Here is a 15,029-nt window from a genome sequence, read left to right as displayed (position 1 = left end):
CCTGTTTCCACGTTGAGTATGAGACAATGTTTGAGAACTTAACTGATCGATTGTCGCGCACACTGCGCAATATCAGCGGCCGTGGCCGGCTGACAGAAGAAAATATTAAAGAAACGCTGCGTGAAGTGCGCATGGCGTTACTGGAAGCTGACGTAGCCCTGCCGGTGGTTCGTGACTTTATCAACCGGGTAAAAGAGCGTGCTGTCGGGCATGAGGTGAATAAAAGCCTCACACCAGGCCAAGAATTCGTCAAAATAGTTAAAAATGAACTTATCACCGCCATGGGTGAGGTCAATAACGAACTGAATCTGGCCGCTCAACCGCCAGCAGTGGTGTTAATGGCCGGTCTGCAAGGGGCGGGTAAAACCACCAGTGTGGCCAAACTGGGTAAGTTCCTTAAAGAGAAACAGAAGAAAAAAGTGCTGGTTGTGTCTGCCGACGTGTATCGCCCTGCGGCGATCAAACAGTTGGAGACGCTGGCACAGGGTGTTGATATTGATTTCTTCCCGTCTGATGTACAAGAAAAGCCGATTGATATTGTTAATCGTGCCCTGCAACAGGCAAAACTTAAGTTTTATGATGTTCTGATTGTCGATACCGCCGGTCGCTTGCACGTCGATGAAGCGATGATGGACGAGATCAAACAGATTCATGCCGCGATTAATCCGGTTGAAACCTTGTTTGTCGTCGATGCAATGACCGGTCAGGATGCTGCAAACATGGCGAAAGCATTCAACGAAGCGTTGCCGCTCACGGGTGTGGTGCTGACCAAAGTTGATGGTGATGCTCGTGGTGGTGCGGCTCTGTCTATCCGCCATATTACCGGCAAGCCGATTAAATTCTTGGGCGTGGGTGAAAAGTCCGACGCACTGGAACCATTCCACCCGGATCGCGTGGCTTCACGCATTCTGGGGATGGGCGACGTGCTGTCGCTGATTGAAGATATCGAAAGCAAAGTTGACCGTGCACAGGCGGAGAAACTAGCCACCAAGCTGAAAAAAGGTGATGGTTTCGATCTCAACGACTTCCTTGATCAGTTGAAGCAAATGCGCAATATGGGCGGTATGGCCAGCATGTTGAGTAAAATGCCGGGTGCCGGTCAGTTGCCAGAAAACGTGAAATCGCAGATGGACGATAAGGTGACGGTACGTATGGAGGCCATCATCAATTCGATGACGCTGAAAGAACGTGCTAAACCAGAGATCATCAAAGGCTCGCGTAAGCGCCGTATTGCTACTGGTTCTGGCGTGCAGGTACAGGATGTTAACCGCTTACTTAAGCAGTTTGATGAAATGCAGCGCATGATGAAGAAAATGAAGAATGGTGGCTTGGCTAAAATGATGCGTGGCATGAAGGGTATGATGCCACCGGGTTTCCCAGGCCGCTAAACGTCATACCCAAAGTGATTTGGGGTTTCAGGTAGGCGGCCAGTAAACTAATCACGATGAACTTACTCAAGTAAATGATTCGGGTTAGTGCGCGCAGCCAACAACCCTGTGGTTTCAAGTACGAAGGGTATATTTCACGCAGTGGTGTTAACCGTGTGAGATGAGTAATGATTTCCCGCTGAAAACGGCGGTAAACGAAGAAAACTGTACTCATTCCAAAACTAGCGCACAGGAATCTACGCTTTAGATTGCTTTTTGCGCCAAAATGAGTAAAATTTTCGGGCTTTTTATATTGCAACTGGACCCCGTTCCCCGATGGGGTCCAGTTGTTTTATTAACTAAAGAGGATGTTATGGTAACAATTCGTTTGGCTCGTGGCGGCGCTAAAAAGCGTCCGTTCTATCAAGTAGTAGTGACCGACAGCCGTAATGCTCGTGACGGTCGTTTTATCGAACGTGTAGGCTTCTTTAACCCGATCGCAGCTGGTCAGGCTGAAGCTCTGCGTTTGGACCTGGACCGTATCGAACATTGGGTTGGCCTGGGTGCAACAGTTTCTGATCGCGTATCTGCGCTGATCAAAGACGCTAAGAAAGCAGCTTAATCTGTCGCGGTGGTGGTTATTATGAGCAAGCAACTCAATCCAGTGGTTCCCGATCAGCCGATTGTACTCGGTAAAATGGGTTCAACTTACGGCATTCGCGGTTGGCTCAGAGTATTTTCATCCACCGAAAACGCCGAAAGCATTTTTGATTACCAGCCGTGGTTTATCCAGCAGGCCGGTAAGTGGCAGCATGTCGAGTTGGAAGACTGGAAGCGCCACAGTCAAGATCTGATCATCAAAGTTAAAGGTGTTGACGATCGGGATGCCGCGAATTTACTGACTAATTGCGAAATTATCGTAGATTCCAAGCAACTACCCGCACTAGAAGAGGATGATTACTACTGGAAAGACCTTATGGGCTGTCAGGTAGTAACAACCACGGGTTACGAACTGGGTAAAATCATCGATATGATGGAAACCGGTTCTAACGATGTGATGGTAGTGAAGGCAAACCTGAAAGATGCATTCGGTATGAAGGAGCGGTTGGTCCCGTTTCTTCATGGGCAGGTTATCAAGAAAGTCGATCTCACTGCTCAACGTGTTGAGGTAGATTGGGATCCTGGTTTTTGACCTCCGAATTAAACGGCAAAAGTGAGTGGAACAAAACGATGTGGATCGGTGTTATTAGCCTGTTTCCCGAGATGTTCCGCGCAATAACCGATTACGGGGTAACTGGCCGGGCAGTAAAAAATGGCCTGCTGAGCGTGCAGTGTTGGAGTCCTCGTGACTTTACCTACGATCGGCATCGTACCGTGGATGACCGCCCATACGGCGGTGGCCCGGGAATGCTGATGATGGTGCAACCGCTAAGGGAAGCCATTCATGCAGCAAAAGCAGCGGCAGGCGAGGGAGCAAAGGTGATTTATCTGTCACCTCAAGGGCGCAAACTGGACCAACAGGGTGTTTGCGAACTGGCTACCAATCAGAAGATGATTCTGGTATGTGGTCGGTACGAAGGTGTTGATGAGCGCGTACTGAAAACCGAAATTGATGAAGAATGGTCAATTGGTGATTACGTTCTCAGCGGTGGAGAGCTGCCGGCAATGGCTCTGATAGATTCAGTATCCCGCTTTATCCCGGGAGTGCTAGGTCATCAGGCTTCAGCAGAGGAAGATTCCTTTGTTGATGGATTGCTGGATTGCCCACACTACACTCGTCCTGAGGTGTTAGAAGGGATGGAAGTTCCGCCAGTATTACTGTCGGGCAACCATGCCGAGATTCGTCGCTGGCGCTTAAAGCAGTCGCTGGGCCGTACCTGGCTTAGAAGACCTGAACTTCTAGAAAGCCTAGCTCTGACTGACGAGCAAATGGTGTTGCTGGCTGAGTTCCAACGGGAACACAAGCCCTGAAGCAACAGAACTATGAAAGGAGTGTTGTGCCGCGTGCCAACTTCCTGATATATCAGTTTACCTAGGGTAAGAGACTTATTATGAGCAATATTATCAAGCAAATCGAACAAGAGCAGATGAAGCAGGACGTACCTGCATTCCGTCCGGGTGATTCCGTGGAAGTGAAGGTATGGGTTGTTGAAGGTTCTAAAAAGCGTCTGCAGGCATTCGAGGGCGTGGTTATCGCTATTCGTAACCGCGGTCTGCATTCTGCGTTCACCGTTCGTAAAATTTCCAACGGCGAAGGTGTTGAGCGTGTATTCCAAACTCACTCCCCAGTAATCGACAGCATTACTGTGAAACGTCGTGGTGCCGTTCGTCAAGCGAAACTGTACTATCTGCGTGAGCGTACTGGTAAGTCTGCTCGTATTAAAGAGCGTCTTAACTAAGATACAGCTAGCGCTGCATCCAAAAGTTAATAGTTATGAAGGGGTTAGCCATCGGCTGACCCCTTTTTTTATTTCAATGATGACAAAAAAACGACAGAGATTTCAGCGCGATAAGTGGGGGAAGGCGAACTGAGATAATTAGCGTGGCATCACACCACGCTAAAGAGACTAATAGATGATTACAGGCCGTAAACCAGAGTTATTGATGTTGTGGTATCAGTATTTTTAGGCGCGCTGGCAGGTGGCTTAGTGTTATAAGTCACAACATAAGCTAGGCGCAGTGCGAAACTTTTATTGATGGCAACATTTAACGCAGTTTCAGAGTTCAGTGTAGTTTCTTCGTTCGCTAATGCGGAAACCCCTTCGCTAAACACCGTATTATCAGTTAGTTGATAGGTATAGTTCGCACCGCCATAAGCCAATGCTTTAGTGGCTCGACCACCACCATAAAATTCATCGTGGCGAACACCGGGACCAAATTCCACCCGTAGGTTGTGCAACGGTGTGGTCATAATCTGGCGGCCATAACCGGTAGTTAATACCGACCGGGAATCAAAACCGTTGTAGCGATCATTCAGCCAACTGGCTTGCCCGAACAGGTAGTTACTGTCAGTCAGATTATAGCGGGTACGCCCGCCTAGCTGGTAACGTTCGGAAGAGCGTTGATTGTTAGCGCTGGTATTACGTGCGGCTCCCCACAAACTATAGGCGGTGTTAGGTTGGAACCAGGTTAACGTTGAGTTAGCGGTCAACGTTGAGTTAGTGGTATTACCTGATTGTGCGGTATAGCCAGCCTCGACAGTACCATCAAAGCTCTTCTTGGCTGTAGCTGGATCATCTAAGGCAGTAAAAACAGTCCCATCAGCAAGAACTGAAGTGCTGATGAGGGATAAAGCGATTGCGCTGAGATAAAACGGCAACGCCCTGGTATGACGCAAAGAAAACATAATAGGCCCATGGTGAAAAAAATGATTTTTGTGCTGCGGCCCGCATTGTAGCAGTTGTGATCCAACTAAATCAGAAGATATTTCGGATTGAATAATTAATTATAATAAGAAGGTTTTTCCGATGAGTTAATTCTTAAAATGTAATAAAAAGAGTGTATCAACTTTTTACTGTGAGTAATAAAATAATAAAAACAGATATTTTGTTCACAGCATGAAATTCTTATGCCACACAATTAAAGAGGCCAGTTCACAATGGACTGGCCTCTTTGCATATCATCTGTATACCGAGTAATTACATAAAGGTCGTTACCAGTAGGTAACCGGTGATACACGAGCTAATAACACCGATAAGACCTGGGATGATAAAACTATGGTTAATGATAAATTTACCAATCTTGGTGGTACCTGAACGGTCAAAACCGATGCAAGCAAGGTCGCTTGGATAAGTTGGCAGAACAAAGTAGCCATAAGCTGCAGGGAAGAAGGCAATCAACATTTTAGGATCAACACCAAGTTGCAGGCCCATTGGTGCGATGGCGGCTAATGCTGCCGCTTGGCTGTTTACCAGTTTGGAAACCAAGAACAGAACAATGGCATAAGTCCAAGGCTTACTTTTCACGACATCTTCCAATACCAGTTTCAAATCACCCATATGGGCTTGGAAGAAGGTATCACTCATCCAGGCAACACCGAATACCGAGAAGATAGCAACCATGCCAGCTTTAAATACGGCACCGTTAGAGATATCACTGGGTTTAACTTTACAGCCCATCAATATAACCGCACCAGCTATCAGCATCATCATCTGAATAACCAGGTTCATTGACAGTGACTGCAATTTGCCCTTAACTTCAAAGGCTGGTCGCAGATCAGCAAAAGCGCCCAGTAATACCACTATTGCGATAGCTGCGAAGAATATCCAGGTAGACCAGTAGGCTTGTTTCGGGAAAACCTGATTCAATAATGTATCTGTTGAACCATAGATAAAGGAGCGTTGCTCTGGATCTTTAATTCTCTCTTGAAAATCAGGGTCTTTATCCAGGTCTTTACCACGACGCAGACTCCACAAGGCTGCCATTAGTACCCCAACTAAAGAGGCTGGGACTGATACGGCCAGAATCTCCAGAATGCTGTAAGCATGGCCGATACCGTGGTTGGCACCAATAATTGATACTAATGATACGACAGCTACCGATACGGGTGAGGCGGTAATAGCCATTTGTGAAGCAACGGATGCAACAGCCATTGGTCGTTCCGGGCGAATACCTTTCTTAATGGCAATATCAGAAATAATCGGGAACATGGTATAAACAACGTGCCCGGTGCCACATAAAAAGGTTAATGACCAGGTTGTAAATGGAGCTAGTAGCGTAATATGCTGAGGGTGCCGACGTAATAAGCGCTCGGCAAATTGCATCATTACATTTAATCCACCGGCAGTTTGTAATACAGATGCACAACCAATAACAGCTAATATGGTGAGCATGACATCTACTGGTGGTTTCCCTGGTTCAAGCCCAAAGATAAAGGTTAGAATAAATAAGCCGATACCACTTATTAACCCCAGCCCCATACCTCCGTAGCGTGTCCCCAGTAGTAGACATATAATTATAATTATAAATTGTAGTGTTATCATAACGTTCCCTTGCTTCCAACATGAATGAAATTCGGTTAGGTATTTGCTGGTTTTAAGCAATGAGCATGGCTCTTACTCGACTTTCTCTATCAGAGCACAGATTGTATTGATTAAAACTTGGCTAATATCAAGGGAGTATTGTTTAGTTATGTAATTAATTAAATCTGAGATCTGCCTCTATTTTTATATCAGCCCAGACTTTTCTAATTAATTAAAGTGGCGTGAGGAGGGAATTATGGGATATATGGTCTGATTGTGAAAATAATGTATAAATATTGTATTCAATTAATGTGTTAATTTTCTAATAACACTTATTATTTCCCGTTTTAACACATTAATATTATCAATTGGATCATAACTTGAGGGCGGTTTTCCTTTTGCGTTGGCACCGCCATGCTGTTAATGATTGGCATGCATTGATAAAGCGTACAATCGGTCGGGGAATTTTCTGTGATTTTTAACTGCCACATCTCTCAACTAATACCTAATTTCTCCTTCAGTGATTTTAAGTAGCGGCGACTCACCGGGATATGCCTACCGCTACGGGTAATCACTTCGGCTGAGCCGTTATCCATCAGTTGAATTTCTCCCAGTTGTTCAGTATTCACCATATATTGACGGTGGCAGCGGATAAATGGTGTTTTTTCTTCGAGTGTTTTGAGTGACAACTGGGTATAGCCTGATTGCACTGTCCCGACGACATGCACCCCGCTAAGCTCAGAGCTTAGATATTCTACTTCTTCAATTTTCAGCAAAAAAATACGGTTATGACCGGAACAGGGGATATGCCGCAGCATGGGTTCAGTGATTTTATGTAAATTATTATTTACGGTAAGGCCGCGTCTTAAGCGTATTAGCGTTTTTGCCAGCCGTTGATAATCGAGTGGTTTTAACAGATAGTCAAAGGCGTGCTCTTCAAATGCACGGATAGCATATTCATCGTAAGCGGTAACAAACACGATGTGTGGCATGTTTTCTGGATTCAACATTGATGCCAATTCCAGGCCATTAATTCTTGGCATTTGGATGTCGAGAAACACCACGTCGGGCTGTAAGCGCTGGATTGCAGGGATTGCTTCCAGTGCATTACTGCATTCGGCGACGATCTCAATATCGTGTTCTTCACTTAGTCTTTCGCGTAAATCTTCACGCGCAGGTTGCTCATCGTCGACGATGATGACTCTTAACATACAGCCTCCACAAATTTTCCGCATTCTATCATGGCCTCCGAGGGAGGTTGGGACCATCTGCGGAAACTGCGACTTACCGCAAAAGTCGGACAGAAATAGGGCGGTAAAAGTGTGGTAATTATTTATTTACACATATGGATTGAAAACTTTACATGTCATGGTATTGTGTACCCCATCAAACGATAAATACGCTAAACGACATCCGCTAAACAGAGATAGGGTAAAGAATATGATCATGCAAAAAGATGCGCTCAATAATGTCCATATCAGTGCTGAACAAATACTGATAACCCCGGAAGAACTGAAAAACCAGTTTCCTTTGAGCGACAATGATCAGTATGCGATTGAATCCGCTCGCAAAACCATTGCTGACATTGTTCAAGGACGAGATCCACGTTTATTAGTCGTTTGTGGCCCATGTTCGATCCACGATGTGGATGCTGCTCTGGATTATGCGCGTCGTTTGAAAACACTCTCTGCGGAGTTGAGTGATAGCTTATATATCGTTATGCGTGTCTATTTTGAAAAACCAAGAACTACTGTCGGTTGGAAAGGCCTTATCAACGACCCGGCAATGGATGGCTCTTTCGATGTGGAAGCTGGCTTACATATTGCCCGTCGATTACTGCTGGATTTAGTGGGTATGGGGTTGCCGTTGGCAACTGAGGCACTGGATCCGAATAGCCCGCAATACCTGGGTGATTTGTTCAGTTGGTCAGCAATTGGTGCGCGTACCACTGAATCACAAACTCACCGTGAAATGGCATCTGGTTTATCCATGCCAGTTGGATTCAAGAATGGTACTGATGGCAGTTTGGGCACCGCAATCAATGCAATGCGTGCTGCGGCTATGCCACATCGCTTTATGGGAATTAACCAATCCGGTCAGGTTTGTTTGTTGCAAACCCAGGGCAATCCACACGGTCATGTGATTTTACGTGGTGGCAAAACCCCTAACTACAGTGCACAAGATGTCGCTCAGTGTGAAAAACAGATGCAGGATGCGGGACTCACTCCATCCTTAATGATAGATTGCAGTCATGGTAATTCGAATAAAGACTACCGTCGCCAGACTGCCGTCGCTGAATCTGTGGTTGAACAGATCAAGGCGGGTAATCGTTCTATCACCGGTGTGATGTTGGAAAGCCACATCCACGAAGGGAATCAGTCATCTGAACAACCCCGTACTGCTATGCACTACGGGGTTTCAGTGACCGATGCCTGTATTAACTGGGAAAGCACCGAAACCTTGTTACGTGGCATGCATCAAGAATTGCGTTCAGTGCTGGCGGCACGGACTGTAGAGGAAGAGTAAGTATGGTGGCTGAACTGACCGCTTTACGCGATCAAATTGATGAAGTCGATAAAGCCCTGTTGGACTTGCTGGCTAAACGCCTGCATTTAGTGGCAGAAGTAGGTGAAGTTAAAAGCCGTTATGGTTTACCTATTTATGTTCCAGATCGTGAGGCTTTGATGTTGGCCTCACGCCGACAGGAAGCTGAGGCTTTAGGTGTACCGCCGGATTTGATTGAAGACGTATTGCGTCGGATAATGCGAGAGTCTTATACCAGCGAGAATGACAAAGGTTTTAAAACCTTGTGCCCACAATTGCGGCCCGTAGTCATTATCGGTGGGCAAGGGCAGATGGGGCGTTTATTTAGCCGCATGCTGGGCTTGTCTGGTTACCAGGTGAAAACACTGGAGCAAGAGGACTGGCCACAGGCTGAGTCCATTCTGGCGGATGCTGGTATGGTGATTGTTAGTGTACCCATCCATATCACTGAAGAAGTGATTGGGCGATTGCCAAAATTACCGCCAGATTGCATTTTATTGGATCTCGCTTCGGTGAAAAACAAGCCGCTGCAAGCCATGCTGGCTGCTCATGAAGGGCCGGTTGTGGGTCTGCATCCGATGTTTGGCCCTGATGTGGGCAGTCTGGCGAAGCAAGTGGTGGTGTATTGTGATGGTCGCGACCCGCAAGCATACCAGTGGCTGTTGGAGCAGTTACAGGTATGGGGGGCAAGATTACACCGCATCAGCGCTGTCGAACATGATCAGAATATGGCATTTATTCAGGCATTACGGCATTTTGCGACCTTTGCCTATGGGCTACATCTGGCTGAGGAAAACGTGCAGCTAGAGCAATTGTTGGCACTGTCTTCACCGATTTATCGTCTGGAACTGGCGATGGTTGGGCGGTTGTTTGCGCAAGACCCACAGCTTTATGCCGATATTATTATGTCTTCGGAAGATAATCTGGCGCTAATTAAACGTTATTACAAACGCTTTGGTGAAGCGATTACTTTGCTCGAGCAGAGTGATAAACAAGCCTTTGTCCAAAGTTTTCAGAAAGTTGAGCACTGGTTTGGCGATTATGCAGAGCGTTTTCTGGTGGAGAGCCGTTCATTGCTGCGTCAGGCGAACGATAGCCGGCTATAATCATACCCGTCATTGGTTGCACTTGTTACTCGGCCCATCCTTGGGCCTTGTAAATCCTAAGCGTTGTGAATCTCTAAAGCTGCGTTAACTTGGATTGACCGGAATCACGTTCTCGCTTGGGTAGCAACCCAATATTTTCAATGAACGGGTAATAGGTGCTAAGTCTGCCAGCGCTTTTTGCATCGAATCGGACCGTAAATTAGCCTGCACATCAATATAAAACATCTCTTCCCACGGATTGCCATTAATCGGGCGGGATTCCAGTTTCGTCATGATGATACCGTGGTCTCGCAGCACTAATAGTGCTTCAACCAGTGCCCCTGATTGCTGACCCGTCGCCATAATTAAGGTGGTTTTGGCCGGTATCTGCTCTGAAACTTCAATGGACTTACGGGCAAGAACAATGAAGCGAGTGATATTTTGTTGCTGATTCGCCAGATTATGTTCCAGCACCTGCAAATTATACAGTGCACCACCGGCTTCACTACCCAGAGCGGCGGCTGTTGGCGAGTTCATTTGTGCCACTTTTTCCATCGCCGCAGCAGTGCTTTCGCAATACTCAATTTTCCAATGAGGGAAACGATTAATGAACTGGCTGCACTGCTGGAAAGGTTGTGGGTGACTGTATACGGTTTCGATTTTGCTCAGGTCAGTTTCAGTTGCAACCAGAACACAGTGGTCAATAGGGTTGGTTATTTCCCCTACGATGAACAAACTGGTGTGTTGCAGCAAATCATAAACGTCGTTAATAGAGCCGGAACTGGTGTTCTCTATCGGTAAGACGGCGTAATCCGCTTGCCCGGTTTCTACCTGAGTGAAAATATCTTGGAATTTCTGACAACCACATTCAATCAGTTGCTCAAAATGACGAGCGGCATATTGACGTGCAGCCAGATGTGAATAAGAGCCTTTTGGGCCCAGGAAAGCGATACGGGCAGAATGCAGGGCGGTTTGATTAAGCTGATGTTGTAACAGTGCCTGCTGAGTTAAGACCGAGTCTTCGATAATAAGTTGGAACAGACGAGTGACATAAAATCCGTCGAGGTCATAGGGCTTAGCGGCAGTTATCAAGGCATCCAGTAAGTCACGTTCACGCTCTTTATCGCGAATAGGACGATGATGGAGCTGCTTAGCTTTAGCGACATCCACTGCTAATTCACGCCGCTCTGCCAGCAAGGCGAGCAGTTTTAAGTCTAGTGCGCTGATGCGTTCACGTAGCACCAGTAATGGATTATCGGTCATAGGGATTTGCCTTATTTTTCTGAATGATTATACCCTAAATAATTCGAGCAGCAGGAAGGTAGCCAATGCACATGCAGCTTGAAGTATGACGAGGATATACACATAAAAAAAGCCTCCCGCTTGGGAGGCTTTGTTGTTCGTCTTCGCATTCTTTATCACACGACGAAACGCCTCCCAATCAGGGGAAGGTAAAAAAGAATGCGAAGAAAAACACTTTATTGATCATCGTTACTGGTTACCTGTTTTACTCGTAAGTGTGTTGCCACGAAAATAAATAGTAAAGAAAGTCAGTTCTTAAAACTGATCAGACTCTAAATTAACCGCCAGCCTGAATTGCTGTCAATAAAAAACGCGCCCAAAGGCGCGTTAGATCCGAAATGAGATGGATGGCTCCGGCTATTGTTCTTGCTCGGACTCTTCTTCCTCTACATCTACTGATTCCAGATTAGCTTCTTTAACACTACTTGCTGCGCGGCGAGCTTCACCTTTGTGCTGCACTTTATTTAATTGGCGTTCTAGTTTGGTGATAAGCTCATTAATTGCAGCATACATGTCATCATGTTTGGCACTGGCAACCAATGGCCCCATTGGTGTACTGATAGTTGCATCGGCAACAAATCCTTGTGGACCTTTAGACAGTACGATGTGCGGGTTTATTAACTGGGCCTGCCATTTATCCAGTTTGGTGAGACGGTCTTCAACATGCTTGCGAATTGCTGGGGTAATATCCATTTGCTTACTGGTAATGTTGACTGTCATATGACTTACCTCTCTGTCTGCTCCGTCTTGGATAACTTCAGCATACCTCTCTTTCTCACAAAATGTATGATCAAGGTCACTTTTTTTTGTCACTTTTTGCAAAGGTCATGGGAACTGTGATTCAACGTCAGGAATAGCGGCTGGGGGCTTGAATCATTGATTATAATGCCGCATTATTGATAAGTTATATTGCCTGCATTCAGTTAAAAACGGCGTTATTTTTCTGTTTTAGATAGGATATTAGCGCGATAGTCTGATGCAGTGAGTTTTCTCGGCCTACACCAGTAAAGTGAACATCTGCCGTAAGGCAAGAATTGAAAACGGCAGCCTAGGCTGCCGTTTGTTATTTTATCGAGCCAGACAATATCAGGCTGGGTTCGCTGCAATTATCTTGGCAACTTTGTCTGCCTCGGCATTGAGTTGCAGTTGTTTATAAGCATTTTCCATCAATGGCAACGCATCACGGGTTGCTTGAGTATCAGGATAATCTCTCAACATTTGTTCTACACGGTTAACTACCGCGACGTAAGCGCCTCGTTTAGTGTAATATTGCGCCACGGCCAGTTCATGCTTGGCCAGACGATTTTTCAAGAACGTCAGGCGTTTTTGCGCATCAGTTGCGTACTGGCTGTTCGGATAGTTTTGAATCAACTGGTTAAAATCGCGGAATGCGGCCTTGGCATGTTGCGGGTCGCGGTCTGAACGATCAATCCCGAAGAAACCTTGCAATGCGCTGTCATCCAGAGCCATGTCAGTCAAACCACGCATATATAATACGTAATCGATGTTAGGATGTGTTGGATTGAGGCGCATAAAGCGATCGATTGAGGCTTGCGCCAACGGCAGATCAGCAGATTTATAATACGCATAAATCAAATCAAGCTGAACTTGTTGGGAGTAAGGCCCGAAAGGATAGCGGTTATCTAACGCTTCTAGTTGCGTAATAGCTCCCTTAAAGTTACCGTCCTGCAGTTTTTGCTGAGCGGTAGCATAGAGCTCAGAAGGCGGGTTATCGGGAACCACGTCCTTGTTACTGGAGCAACCGGTCAGCACCAGGCTCAACGTGGCGGCAGCCACCAGATATTTCATACGCGTCATGACGTTTTGATTATCCTCGAAGTGTTATTCCGGGAGACTGTCCGTTAAGCTCCCGACAAAGATCTAGATACAATAGCACATTATATTAAACGGCATCGCCGTCAAAACCCAACGTTAACGAACAAGAAGCTGCATATGGCACAACAAGTACAACTCAGCGCAACGGTGGCCGAATCTCAACTCGGTCAACGGTTAGATCAGGCTTTGGCCGAATTGTTCCCTGATTATTCAAGATCTCGCATAAAAGAGTGGATTTTGGAAGACAGGGTTACAGTCGACGGTAAAACAATTAATAAGCCTAAAGAAAAAGTGTTGGGTGGTGAGCTCGTCGCCATTGACGCGCAAATTGAGGAAGATGCCCGCTGGGCGCCTCAAGACATCCCACTGGATATCGTCTATGAAGATAACGATATTTTGGTCATTAATAAACCCCGTGGTTTAGTTGTGCATCCCGGAGCCGGCAACCCAGATGGTACGGTTCTGAATGCGCTGCTCTATTATTATCCTGAAATCATGGATGTCCCGCGCGCGGGTATCGTTCATCGCCTGGATAAAGATACTACTGGTTTGATGGTAGTAGCAAAAACGGTTCCGGCACAAACGCGTTTGGTTGAAGCACTGCAAGCGCGTGAAATTACCCGTGAATATGAAGCCGTAGCCATTGGCAATATGACTGCGGGCGGTCGGGTCGATGAGCCAATTTCTCGTCATTCCACCAAGCGTACTCACATGGCTGTGCACCCAATGGGTAAACCAGCAACTACCCATTACCGGATTATGGAGCATTTCCGCGCCCATACCCGCCTGCGTTTGCGTTTAGAAACGGGCCGTACCCATCAGATCCGCGTGCATATGTCTCATATTAACCATCCACTGGTGGGTGATCAGTTTTATGGTGGCCGTCCGCGCCCACCTAGAGGCGCCTCTGATTCCTTTATTTCCATTCTGCGTGGTTTTGATCGTCAGGCATTGCATGCAACCATGCTGCGTTTGTATCACCCTATCAGTGGTATCCAAATGGAATGGCATGCAGCATTACCAGAAGATATGGTTGAGCTGATAAATGCGCTGAAGGCTGATACTGAAGAATTCAAAGACCAGATGGATTGGTAATGAGTCCCCAACTGATACTTCCAGACTGGCCGATGCCTGCCGGTGTTAAGGCATGTAGCACCACCCGTCACGGTGGTATCAGCGAATCGCCTTATGATTCATTAAACCTTGGTACCCATGTTGGTGATGTTGCAGCCAGTGTGACAGCTAATCGCCAGCGATTAGTTGAACTGGCTGGCTTGCCGCAAATGCCTGTTTGGTTGGAGCAGGTGCATGGTACTCGTGTCCTGCATCTGGATGGTAAGGCGGTAGCTGATGTACAGGCTGACGCGGCTTATAGCCGGGTTGCCGGGCAAGTTTGTGCCGTAATGACCGCAGATTGCCTACCGGTCCTGTTTTGTTCATTAGCAGGCGATGAAGTTGCGGCCGCACATGCTGGTTGGCGTGGTTTATGTGCTGGCGTCCTTGAACAGACGCTGGCGCAGTTCAACGCGGCCCCTGCTTCTATTATTGCCTGGTTAGGCCCAGCCATTGGCCCACAGCAGTTCGAAGTGGGTGAAGAGGTGAAACAGGCCTTTATCAATATCGACCCAGCATCCGCCTCTGCTTTTGTTCCCTCAGGCACTAAATATCTCGCTGACATCTATCTATTGGCTCATTTGCGGCTACAGGCTGCAGGCATTCACGCTATTTATGGCGGTAATCGCTGTACTGTGAGTGAAAAACAGCAATTTTTCTCTTATCGGCGCGATGGAATCACTGGACGTATGGCAAGTTTAGTCTGGCTGATATAACCTACTGAATTAGGACGATCCGCTGACGCATAACGAATTACTTTAAATATAGTGTCGAAATAACCTTGAAAATTTGAGGGATGACCTCATCTAATCTCCAGTAGC

General features: G+C 46.6%; 15 protein-coding genes and 1 other annotated feature. Of the genes, 9 read left to right on the top strand and 6 right to left on the bottom strand.

The features are described 5' to 3' along the window. Positions 1–26: 26 nt before the first annotated feature. The 5 genes from ffh to rplS all read left to right on the top strand — a co-directional run bounded on the left by ffh (position 27) and on the right by rplS (position 3,766). Positions 27–1,388 (top strand): signal recognition particle protein, encoded by a 1,362-nt coding sequence (ffh, locus tag V1955_RS17575; protein WP_442821230.1) that lies wholly within the window; start codon positions 27–29, stop codon positions 1,386–1,388. Positions 1,389–1,740: 352 nt separating this feature from the next. Then, positions 1,741–1,989 (top strand): 30S ribosomal protein S16, encoded by a 249-nt coding sequence (gene rpsP, locus V1955_RS17570; protein WP_005182026.1) that lies wholly within the window; start codon positions 1,741–1,743, stop codon positions 1,987–1,989. A 21-nt stretch (positions 1,990–2,010) separates the two neighbouring features. Beyond that, positions 2,011–2,559 carry a ribosome maturation factor RimM gene (gene rimM, locus V1955_RS17565; RefSeq protein ID WP_032905542.1) on the top strand — a complete coding sequence of 183 codons (549 nt, stop codon included), beginning with the start codon at positions 2,011–2,013 and terminating at the stop codon, positions 2,557–2,559. Between the two features lie 38 nt (positions 2,560–2,597). Beyond that, complete coding sequence (gene trmD, locus V1955_RS17560; protein WP_005182033.1) at positions 2,598–3,338, top strand: tRNA (guanosine(37)-N1)-methyltransferase TrmD; 741 nt, start codon at positions 2,598–2,600, stop codon at positions 3,336–3,338. Between the two features lie 80 nt (positions 3,339–3,418). Beyond that, positions 3,419–3,766 carry a 50S ribosomal protein L19 gene (rplS, locus tag V1955_RS17555; RefSeq protein WP_005182038.1) on the top strand — a complete coding sequence of 116 codons (348 nt, stop codon included), beginning with the start codon at positions 3,419–3,421 and terminating at the stop codon, positions 3,764–3,766. Positions 3,767–3,945: 179 nt separating this feature from the next. Here the strand turns inward: rplS and V1955_RS17550 are convergent, their stop codons facing one another. The 3 genes from V1955_RS17550 to btsR form a co-directional block, all read right to left on the bottom strand. Further along, the gene (locus V1955_RS17550; RefSeq protein ID WP_083160229.1) at positions 3,946–4,713 is read right to left on the bottom strand and encodes a DUF481 domain-containing protein; all 768 of its coding nucleotides are present in this window, start codon (positions 4,711–4,713) and stop codon (positions 3,946–3,948) included. Between the two features lie 292 nt (positions 4,714–5,005). Continuing rightward, the gene (locus tag V1955_RS17545) at positions 5,006–6,349 is read right to left on the bottom strand and encodes an anaerobic C4-dicarboxylate transporter (RefSeq protein WP_372558120.1); all 1,344 of its coding nucleotides are present in this window, start codon (positions 6,347–6,349) and stop codon (positions 5,006–5,008) included. Positions 6,350–6,822: 473 nt separating this feature from the next. Next, on the bottom strand, positions 6,823–7,539 hold the full coding sequence (gene btsR, locus V1955_RS17540) for a two-component system response regulator BtsR (RefSeq protein WP_083160225.1): 717 nt from the start codon (positions 7,537–7,539) through the stop codon (positions 6,823–6,825). 235 nt (positions 7,540–7,774) lie between these two features. Here btsR and V1955_RS17535 point away from each other — a divergent pair, with 235 nt between their 5' ends. Together V1955_RS17535 and tyrA are read left to right on the top strand one after the other, a co-directional pair. Further along, positions 7,775–8,854: a 3-deoxy-7-phosphoheptulonate synthase gene (locus tag V1955_RS17535; protein WP_083160223.1), complete on the top strand. Its 1,080-nt coding sequence runs from the start codon at positions 7,775–7,777 to the stop codon at positions 8,852–8,854. A gap of 2 nt (positions 8,855–8,856) precedes the next feature. Continuing rightward, entirely contained in the window at positions 8,857–9,978 is a 1,122-nt protein-coding gene (gene tyrA / locus V1955_RS17530; protein ID WP_083160221.1) for a bifunctional chorismate mutase/prephenate dehydrogenase, read from the top strand. Positions 9,979–10,062: 84 nt separating this feature from the next. Here the strand turns inward: tyrA and pheA are convergent, their stop codons facing one another. From pheA to bamD, 3 genes are all read right to left on the bottom strand, one after another. After that, positions 10,063–11,220 carry a bifunctional chorismate mutase/prephenate dehydratase gene (gene pheA, locus V1955_RS17525; protein WP_083160219.1) on the bottom strand — a complete coding sequence of 386 codons (1,158 nt, stop codon included), beginning with the start codon at positions 11,218–11,220 and terminating at the stop codon, positions 10,063–10,065. Between the two features lie 102 nt (positions 11,221–11,322). After that, positions 11,323–11,447 (bottom strand) — a sequence feature (Phe leader region). Between the two features lie 169 nt (positions 11,448–11,616). After that, the gene (raiA, locus tag V1955_RS17520) at positions 11,617–11,979 is read right to left on the bottom strand and encodes a ribosome-associated translation inhibitor RaiA (protein ID WP_083160217.1); all 363 of its coding nucleotides are present in this window, start codon (positions 11,977–11,979) and stop codon (positions 11,617–11,619) included. 366 nt (positions 11,980–12,345) lie between these two features. Continuing rightward, positions 12,346–13,077, bottom strand: coding sequence for an outer membrane protein assembly factor BamD (gene bamD / locus V1955_RS17515; protein ID WP_032905545.1), 732 nt, complete (start codon positions 13,075–13,077; stop codon positions 12,346–12,348). Between the two features lie 135 nt (positions 13,078–13,212). Here bamD and rluD point away from each other — a divergent pair, with 135 nt between their 5' ends. Then, positions 13,213–14,190, top strand: coding sequence for a 23S rRNA pseudouridine(1911/1915/1917) synthase RluD (rluD, locus tag V1955_RS17510; protein WP_083160215.1), 978 nt, complete (start codon positions 13,213–13,215; stop codon positions 14,188–14,190). Then, a complete protein-coding gene (gene yfiH / locus V1955_RS17505) occupies positions 14,190–14,924 on the top strand; it encodes a purine nucleoside phosphorylase YfiH (RefSeq protein ID WP_420073588.1) in 735 nt (244 codons plus the stop codon). Before rluD ends, yfiH begins: the two co-directional genes overlap by 1 nt. The last annotated feature ends 105 nt before the right edge of the window (positions 14,925–15,029 follow it).

It is taken from the genome of Yersinia sp. 2545 StPb PI, assembly GCF_052217125.1.
GTDB lineage: Bacteria > Pseudomonadota > Gammaproteobacteria > Enterobacterales > Enterobacteriaceae > Yersinia > Yersinia enterocolitica_E.
Note: the sequence above shows the minus strand (reverse complement) of the source record. Positions and strands in the feature narration are given on the sequence as shown.

Coding starts and splice junctions, on each gene's coding strand:
- ffh (WP_442821230.1), top strand. CDS start 27: ATGTTTGAGAACTTAACTGATCGATTGTCGCGCACACTGCGCAATATC.
- rpsP (WP_005182026.1), top strand. CDS start 1,741: ATGGTAACAATTCGTTTGGCTCGTGGCGGCGCTAAAAAGCGTCCGTTC.
- rimM (WP_032905542.1), top strand. CDS start 2,011: ATGAGCAAGCAACTCAATCCAGTGGTTCCCGATCAGCCGATTGTACTC.
- trmD (WP_005182033.1), top strand. CDS start 2,598: ATGTGGATCGGTGTTATTAGCCTGTTTCCCGAGATGTTCCGCGCAATA.
- rplS (WP_005182038.1), top strand. CDS start 3,419: ATGAGCAATATTATCAAGCAAATCGAACAAGAGCAGATGAAGCAGGAC.
- V1955_RS17550 (WP_083160229.1), bottom strand. CDS start 4,713: ATGTTTTCTTTGCGTCATACCAGGGCGTTGCCGTTTTATCTCAGCGCA.
- V1955_RS17545 (WP_372558120.1), bottom strand. CDS start 6,349: ATGATAACACTACAATTTATAATTATAATTATATGTCTACTACTGGGG.
- btsR (WP_083160225.1), bottom strand. CDS start 7,539: ATGTTAAGAGTCATCATCGTCGACGATGAGCAACCTGCGCGTGAAGAT.
- V1955_RS17535 (WP_083160223.1), top strand. CDS start 7,775: ATGCAAAAAGATGCGCTCAATAATGTCCATATCAGTGCTGAACAAATA.
- tyrA (WP_083160221.1), top strand. CDS start 8,857: ATGGTGGCTGAACTGACCGCTTTACGCGATCAAATTGATGAAGTCGAT.
- pheA (WP_083160219.1), bottom strand. CDS start 11,220: ATGACCGATAATCCATTACTGGTGCTACGTGAACGCATCAGCGCACTA.
- raiA (WP_083160217.1), bottom strand. CDS start 11,979: ATGACAGTCAACATTACCAGTAAGCAAATGGATATTACCCCAGCAATT.
- bamD (WP_032905545.1), bottom strand. CDS start 13,077: ATGACGCGTATGAAATATCTGGTGGCTGCCGCCACGTTGAGCCTGGTG.
- rluD (WP_083160215.1), top strand. CDS start 13,213: ATGGCACAACAAGTACAACTCAGCGCAACGGTGGCCGAATCTCAACTC.
- yfiH (WP_420073588.1), top strand. CDS start 14,190: ATGAGTCCCCAACTGATACTTCCAGACTGGCCGATGCCTGCCGGTGTT.